The 6,302-nt window shown below is 65.7% G+C and carries 6 protein-coding genes and 1 pseudogene; 6 read left to right on the top strand and 1 reads right to left on the bottom strand.

Annotation, left to right across the window (positions count from 1 at the left end; genetic code table 11):
* The coding region (locus CDA63_RS19730; protein ID WP_126546979.1) for a PAS domain-containing protein at positions 1 to 586 on the bottom strand (586 nt) is incomplete at its 3' end.
* A gap of 433 nt (positions 587 to 1,019) precedes the next feature.
* Between CDA63_RS19730 and CDA63_RS19725 the strand changes: the two genes are divergently transcribed.
* The 6 genes and pseudogenes from CDA63_RS19725 to CDA63_RS19700 form a co-directional block, all read left to right on the top strand.
* Positions 1,020 to 1,355, top strand: a complete 336-nt coding sequence (locus tag CDA63_RS19725) for a thioredoxin domain-containing protein (RefSeq protein WP_088466172.1) — start codon at positions 1,020 to 1,022, stop codon at positions 1,353 to 1,355.
* Between the two features lie 149 nt (positions 1,356 to 1,504).
* A complete protein-coding gene (locus CDA63_RS19720; RefSeq protein WP_088466171.1) occupies positions 1,505 to 1,957 on the top strand; it encodes a BLUF domain-containing protein in 453 nt (150 codons plus the stop codon).
* Positions 1,958 to 1,976: 19 nt separating this feature from the next.
* Positions 1,977 to 4,418 carry an alpha-glucan family phosphorylase gene (gene glgP / locus CDA63_RS19715; protein WP_242434758.1) on the top strand — a complete coding sequence of 814 codons (2,442 nt, stop codon included), beginning with the start codon at positions 1,977 to 1,979 and terminating at the stop codon, positions 4,416 to 4,418.
* A 335-nt stretch (positions 4,419 to 4,753) separates the two neighbouring features.
* Positions 4,754 to 4,978 (top strand): hypothetical protein, encoded by a 225-nt coding sequence (locus tag CDA63_RS19710; RefSeq protein ID WP_088466170.1) that lies wholly within the window; start codon positions 4,754 to 4,756, stop codon positions 4,976 to 4,978.
* Positions 4,979 to 5,013: 35 nt separating this feature from the next.
* Positions 5,014 to 5,925, top strand: coding sequence for a bestrophin family protein (locus tag CDA63_RS19705; protein WP_088466169.1), 912 nt, complete (start codon positions 5,014 to 5,016; stop codon positions 5,923 to 5,925).
* 141 nt (positions 5,926 to 6,066) lie between these two features.
* Positions 6,067 to 6,302 (top strand): annotated as a pseudogene (locus tag CDA63_RS19700) (IS982 family transposase); the annotation flags it as partial.

Below are 6,302 nucleotides of genomic sequence, written 5' to 3'. Positions count from 1 at the left end.
GCAGCTGCTCGTGGTGGCGGCCGGTGGCGTCGGGCACCAGCACCTCCACCGCCTGGCCCAGCAGCGCGGCCGGCGCGTAGCCGAATAGCTGCCCCGCCAGCTCGTTGGCCGACACCATCAGCCCGGCTTTGTCGCAGACGATGATGCCGATGGTGGCGTTGGTAAACACCGCCTCGAAGCGCCGCACGCTGTGGGCCAGGGCCCGCTCGGCGCGTTGCAGGGGGCTTTGCTCGGCCAGGCACACGAGCAGCATGACCCGGCCCTCGACCTCAAAGTGCGTGAGCCGCAGGTAGGCGTGAAACGGGTCGCCGTGGTGGCGGCGCAGGCTGGCTTCCAGCTCGTGGTGGCCTTCGCGCTGCGTGAGCTCGCACAGGTCGCGCCACTCGGCCACCGTCCAGGGCGGCACGCGCAGGGAGTGGTCGGGGTCGGTGAGAAAGGCTTCTTCCGAGGGGTAGCCCAGCAGCTGTACGGCCACGGGGTTTACCTGCGTAAACCAGCCCAACGCCACGTCGAAGATGCCCACAAACTCGCGGGAGTGGGTATAGAGCAGATTGGCGATGATGGGCGTATAGGAAGCCGACAGCATGGACAGGGAAATAAGTGGAAGGCGGCCGTGGCCTACCCCTTGCGCGGGTCAAAGGTCGGTGGTCAGCCGGCGGCCAGGCATGACGAACGTCAGCTGTTCGGTCGACCGCCGTCATATCCGCGGCCCCAGAGGCCCCCTAGCTTTGCACCCCCGGCCCGCCGGAAATGGGCGGCTGCTCCCGCGTAGTGCGGCAGTGGAGCGGACCCCGGGTAACCAGCCCCGCTCCAACTGCCGGCCGGGCATTCTGCCGGGGGGAAGGCCCTAATACCGGGTAATATATTGGTTTTCTGCCGCTTGATTCCATTGATTGATAATCGCAGCTTCCAGCAGAAAGCTAAACATCAGTTATTCAAGCAAGCAGCGTCATGTTCCTGGGCGTGGTACGGAACTAGTTTTACCCCGCTACACCCCTTCTGCTGCTACGCTCCCTGCTATGTCCGTCCTTACTCCCCCCCCCACGTCTGCCCTGGCCCCCGAGGCGGCGGTACTGCTAGTGCTGCTGCCCACCGTTGGCACGGCACCGCCCGTGCGGACGGCCACGCTGGCGTCCCTCCGGGTTTTGCAGCAGCGACTAGGACCTGCTATTCGGGTGCTGTCGGCAGACGACGAGAGCCATCCGGTGGTGATGCGCAGCTTCCAGCCGGCCGACCTGCCGACCTTCGTGCTGATGCGGCAAGGGGTGGAACTGTGGCGCCAGCAGGGCCTGCCGGAAGGGGAGTTTATCGTGGCCCAGTTGCTGGCCCGGCTCGCCCCGCCGCCGCCCGGGTAGGCAGGTCGGCGGGCCGGAGCGACGTCGCGCTCAACTTAAATCCGCATGATTACGAGGAGTTTAGGTGTAGCTTCCCGGACCGTAAGCGCTACGGTAGCAAGGCCGGCTACGCTGCCTCCACCAGCCGGTTTTATTCATTTGTTATCACGATGAGCCTGTATCACCTCCTGTATCATAGCCGGGCCCTGGTGCCCTTCGACCCGCCCGGGCTGCGGGCCTTGCTGGAACAGGCCCGGGGTTTCAACCGTGAACACCATATTTCGGGCCTGCTGCTGCACACACCCGATGGACGGTTTCTTCAAATACTGGAAGGCGAGGAAGCGATGGTGCGGGCGCTTTACTACGACCATATTGTGGCCGACCTGCGCCACCACCGCTGCCAGGTACTGGGGGCCGGCCCCTGCCCCGAGCGCAGCTTTGCCGACTGGAACATGGGCTTTCGGGTGGCTAACGCCGCGGAGCTGCGTGTGTTGCTGGCCGGTACGCCGGCCGCCGGGCCGGGGGCGTCTGCCGCCATGCCGCCGCACTTGCACCCCGGGCTGCTGAAGCTGCTGCTGGACTTTGTGAGCCACCACGCGTTGGAGCCTGAGCATTACCTATAACAAGCCACAGGCTGCCAGCATGAACACGGACCACCTGAATTTCAGCCGGCAATATGGCTTCTCGCCCACCGAGCTACCCGGCCTCGATACGCTCATGGAGCTGGCCCTGGACCTGCAATGGTCGTGGAACCATGCGGCCGATGCCCTCTGGCAGCAGCTTAACGCCGAGCTCTGGGAGCGGACCCACAACCCCTGGGCGGTGCTGCAAACGGCCTCGCCCGAGGCCCTGGAACACCACCTCGCCGACCCCACCTTCCGGGGCCAGATGGCGGCCCTGATGACGCAGAAACAACAGGCCGCCGACCGCCCCAAGTGGTTTCAGGCGCAGCATCCGGAGTCAGCCCTGAGCTGCGTGGCGTACTTCAGTATGGAGTTTATGCTGAGCGAGGCGCTGCCGATTTACGTGGGCGGGCTGGGCAACGTGGCCGGCGACCAGCTCAAATCGGCCAGCGACCTGAGCGTGCCCGTGGTAGCGGTGGGCCTGCTGTATCAGCAGGGTTACTTCCGGCAGGAAATTGACCGCCTGGGTGCCCAGCAGGCGCTGTTTCCCTACAACGACCCCGGCCAGCTGCCCATCACCCCGTTGCGGCTGCCCAACGGCGAGTGGCTGCGGCTACCGATTACGCTCTCGGGCTTCCCGGTGTGGCTGCGGACCTGGCAGGTGCGGGTGGGCGGCGTGATGCTCTACCTACTCGACAGCAACGACGCGGCCAACCTGCCGGTGCACCGCGGCATCACGGCCGAGCTCTACGGCGGGGGCATGGAGCAGCGCATCCAGCAGGAAATCATCCTTGGCCTGGGCGGCTGGCAGCTGCTGAAGGCCCTGAACATCAAGCCCGACGTGTGTCACCTCAACGAGGGCCACGCGGCTTTCGTGGTGCTGGCGCGGGCGCGGGCCTTCATGCAGGAAACCGGCCTCTCCTTCGAGGCGGCGCTGGCTGTCACGCGCCCCGGCAACCTGTTCACCACCCACACGGCCGTGGCAGCGGGCTTCGACCACTTCAGCCCGGCGCTGGTAGACCAGTTTTTGGGCGACTACGCCCGCCAGGAGCTGGGCATCGACCTGGAAACGCTGCTGGCGCTGGGCCGCCAGAGCCCGACCAACCCCACCGAGTCGTTCAACATGGCACTGCTGGCTATTAGGGGCTGCGGGGCCGTGAACGGGGTGAGCAAGCTGCACGGGGAAGTGAGCCGGCAGCTGTTCGGCAAGCTGTTTCCGCGCTGGCCCACTGCGGAGGTGCCGGTTTACCACGTCACCAACGGCGTGCACATGCCCAGCTGGGACGCCGAGGCCGCCGACGCCATCTGGACCGCCGCCTGCGGCAAAGACCGGTGGCGCGGCGGCCTCGATACGCTGGCCGAAAACATCGGTCAGGTGTCCGCCGCCGCCCTGTGGCAGCTGGCGAATAGCTGCCGGCAGGAACTGGTGGCTTATACCCGCGCCCGGCTGGGGCGGCAGTTTACGGTGGCGGGCTACGCGCCGGGACTGATTGATATGGCCGGCAAGGTGTTCAATGAAAACACCCTCACGATGGGCTCTGCCCGGCGCTTCGTGGCCTACAAGCGGCCCAACCTGCTGCTCCACGACCCCGAACGGTTCATCCGCCTGCTCACCAACCGCGAGCAGCCCGTGCAGCTGGTGCTGGCCGGCAAGGCCCCGCCCTTCGACGAGGAGGGCAAGGCCCTGATTCAGCAGTGGATGCAGTTTATTGCCGCGCACCAGCTGTATCAGCACGTCGTCTTTCTCAGTGATTACGACATGCTCATGGCCGAGCACCTGGTGCAGGGCGTGGATGTGTGGCTGAACACGCCCCGTCGGCCCTGGGAAGCATGCGGCACCAGCGGCATGAAGGTGCTCGTGAATGGCGGCCTCAACCTCTCGGAGCTCGACGGCTGGTGGGCCGAAGCCTACACGCCCGACGTAGGCTGGGCCCTGGGCGACGGCCGGGAGCACGGCAACGACCCCGCCCAGGACGCCGCCGAGGCCGAGGCGCTCTACTCCCTGCTCGAAACCCAGGTGGTGCCCGAGTTCTACGCCCGCGACGCCCAGGGCATCCCCGCCCGCTGGGTCGAGCGCATGCGCCGGAGCATGGCCACGCTCACCCCGCAGTTCTCGGCCAACCGCACCGTGCGCCAGTACACCGAGGATTACTACCTGCCCGCCGCCGCCCGCTACGCCCAGCGCGCCGCCAACCAGGGCGCGGCCGGTGCGGCCATCGTGCAGCAGCGCCAGCTAATTGCCAGCGAGTGGAATAAACTGGAATTCGGCGAGATGCAGACCGAAACCGTCGCCAACGGCTACCGGTTTCGCGTGGCCCTCCGCCTCGGTGCCCTCCCCCCGACCAAGTGCTGGTGGAGCTCTACGCCCAGGGCCTCAACGGTGCCGAAGCCCAGCGCATCCCGCTGCAACCGGACGCGGCTCCCGCTGCCGACGGCTACTATCACTACCAGGCCCTGGTGACCACCCCGCGCCCCGCCGAGGATTTCACGACCCGCGTCCTGCCCGCCTACGAGGGCGTGGCCGTGCCGCTAGAGGACCAGCATATTTGCTGGCAGCGGTGAGAAAGGAGCGAATCTATTTATTCAAGATGTAAACGACGACGTCCTGGTTTGCGCAGAAGCAGAAAACAAACCGGTGCTACCTGAGCCGCTCAGACGGCCAACAGAAGGCCAGTACTTGACGGATATCATCCGATGTGACAATTCTGGTCATGGGCTGGGCGAGGAGTAGTGGGGACCTTTGGGAAGGGCTGGTTTTCGGGCCAGTTGCCGCTTTTCTCACCCTGATTCCCGCTCATGCCAACTAGACAACCACTCCTCCCGCCCATTCCTGCCGGGCCCCTGGCCGTTGCTACCGGCCCGGGCCCGCTGCCCGTCCTGAAGTCCGCTCCGGCCAAAACCGGGTTGCCGCTTAGCCCCGACCGGGACCGGGCCGATGATGCAGCGTGGCTCGTCAGTGCCGGCGCCCGGCGGCGCGCGCGGGAGGCCGATGCGTGCATGGCCGCCGACGACTGGCTGTAAACGGCCCGCTCCGCCGTCAATCCCTTTTTTTGAGTATGCTGCTCGACGCCAAATTCCCCCTGCGCTACGTGTTCGTGCACATCCGCCCCGATGTGGTACGGGTACTGCTTATTTCCAGCTTCTTCCACCTCCTGAAAATGGCGCTCGGGGAGTATCTGCCGCTTATTCCGTTGCAGCTGCCCACTATTCTGGGCAGCGCGATTTCGCTGCTGCTGGCCTTTAAAACCAGCCAGAGCTACGACCGGTGGTGGGAGGCGCGCAAAATCTGGGGCAGCATCGTCAACGATTCGCGCACGCTGGTGCTGCAAATTCGCGCCTTCGTGCCCGATGCGTTGCTGGTTCCCGCCGGCCCCGATTCGCCCCTGCGTACCGTGGCCCGCCGCCAGATTGCCTGGTGCTACTGCCTGGGCGAAACCCTGCGCGGCCTCGACCCCACCGCCACCCTGGGCCGCTACCTCACCGGGCCGGAGCTGGCCCGCCTGCACGGGCAGTCCAATAAGCCCCTGGCGCTGCTGGCCCTGCACACCGACCAGCTCAAAAGCCTCTACCAGCACCAGGCCCTCAACCTGATGCAGCAGGTGCAGCTGGATGCCACGCTCGTGCGCCTCTGCGACGCCATGGGCCAGGCCGAACGCAGCAAGCACACGGTGTTTCCGGTCAGCTACCGGCTGCTGGTGTACCTGTTCATCTACCTGTTTCTGCTCACGTTGTCGCTGGGCCTGGTGAAAACCATCGGGCTCTGGGAAATTCCGGTGCTGCTGGTTACCGCGTCCTCCTTTTTTCTGCTCGAGCGCACCGCCCGCTACCTCCAGGACCCCTTCAGCAACAAGCCCACCGATACGCCGGTCACGGCCATTGCCCGCACCGTCGAAATCAACCTGCTGGAGCTGCTGCAAGCGCCCGACGTGCCCGCGCCCCTGGCCCCGGAAGCCTTCTACCTGATGTGAGCCGCCGGGCTCCGGCCACCGCACCACCTGCTCCGGCGCGGTACCTAACCCAAGTTGCGGAGTAGGCTGGGGCTAAAAAAAGTCTGTTCCGCACGGGAAAGACTAGGTTTGAAGAATTCGACCGCTTCAAGCCCCCTTCCCATGACAGAACAGACCGTCGCAATGTACTGCTTCATCGATGATTTTTTGCGTGCCACCCGCCCCCAGGCCCCGCATAAGCGCCACCTCTCCGACGCCGAACTGCTGACCACGGCCCTGCTGGCGGCCCGCTTCTTCGGCGGCAATCTGGCCGCCGCTCGCCGCTACATGCAGCAGCATTGGGGCATGAAAGCGCTGGACAAGAGCGGCTTTACCCGCCAGCTGCACCGCCTGCACGA

It is taken from the genome of Hymenobacter amundsenii (genome assembly GCF_002204745.1).
Lineage (GTDB): Bacteria > Bacteroidota > Bacteroidia > Cytophagales > Hymenobacteraceae > Hymenobacter > Hymenobacter amundsenii.
The sequence above is the reverse complement of the archived record's forward strand: the minus strand, read 5'-3'. Positions and strand labels throughout refer to the sequence as shown.

What these genes read in the sequence shown, in the direction of transcription:
- CDA63_RS19710 (WP_088466170.1), top strand. Translation starts at nt 4,754, where the DNA reads ATGCCAACTAGACAACCACTCCTCCCGCCCATTCCTGCCGGGCCCCTG.
- glgP (WP_242434758.1), top strand. Translation starts at nt 1,977, where the DNA reads ATGAACACGGACCACCTGAATTTCAGCCGGCAATATGGCTTCTCGCCC.
- CDA63_RS19705 (WP_088466169.1), top strand. Translation starts at nt 5,014, where the DNA reads ATGCTGCTCGACGCCAAATTCCCCCTGCGCTACGTGTTCGTGCACATC.
- CDA63_RS19725 (WP_088466172.1), top strand. Translation starts at nt 1,020, where the DNA reads ATGTCCGTCCTTACTCCCCCCCCCACGTCTGCCCTGGCCCCCGAGGCG.
- CDA63_RS19720 (WP_088466171.1), top strand. Translation starts at nt 1,505, where the DNA reads ATGAGCCTGTATCACCTCCTGTATCATAGCCGGGCCCTGGTGCCCTTC.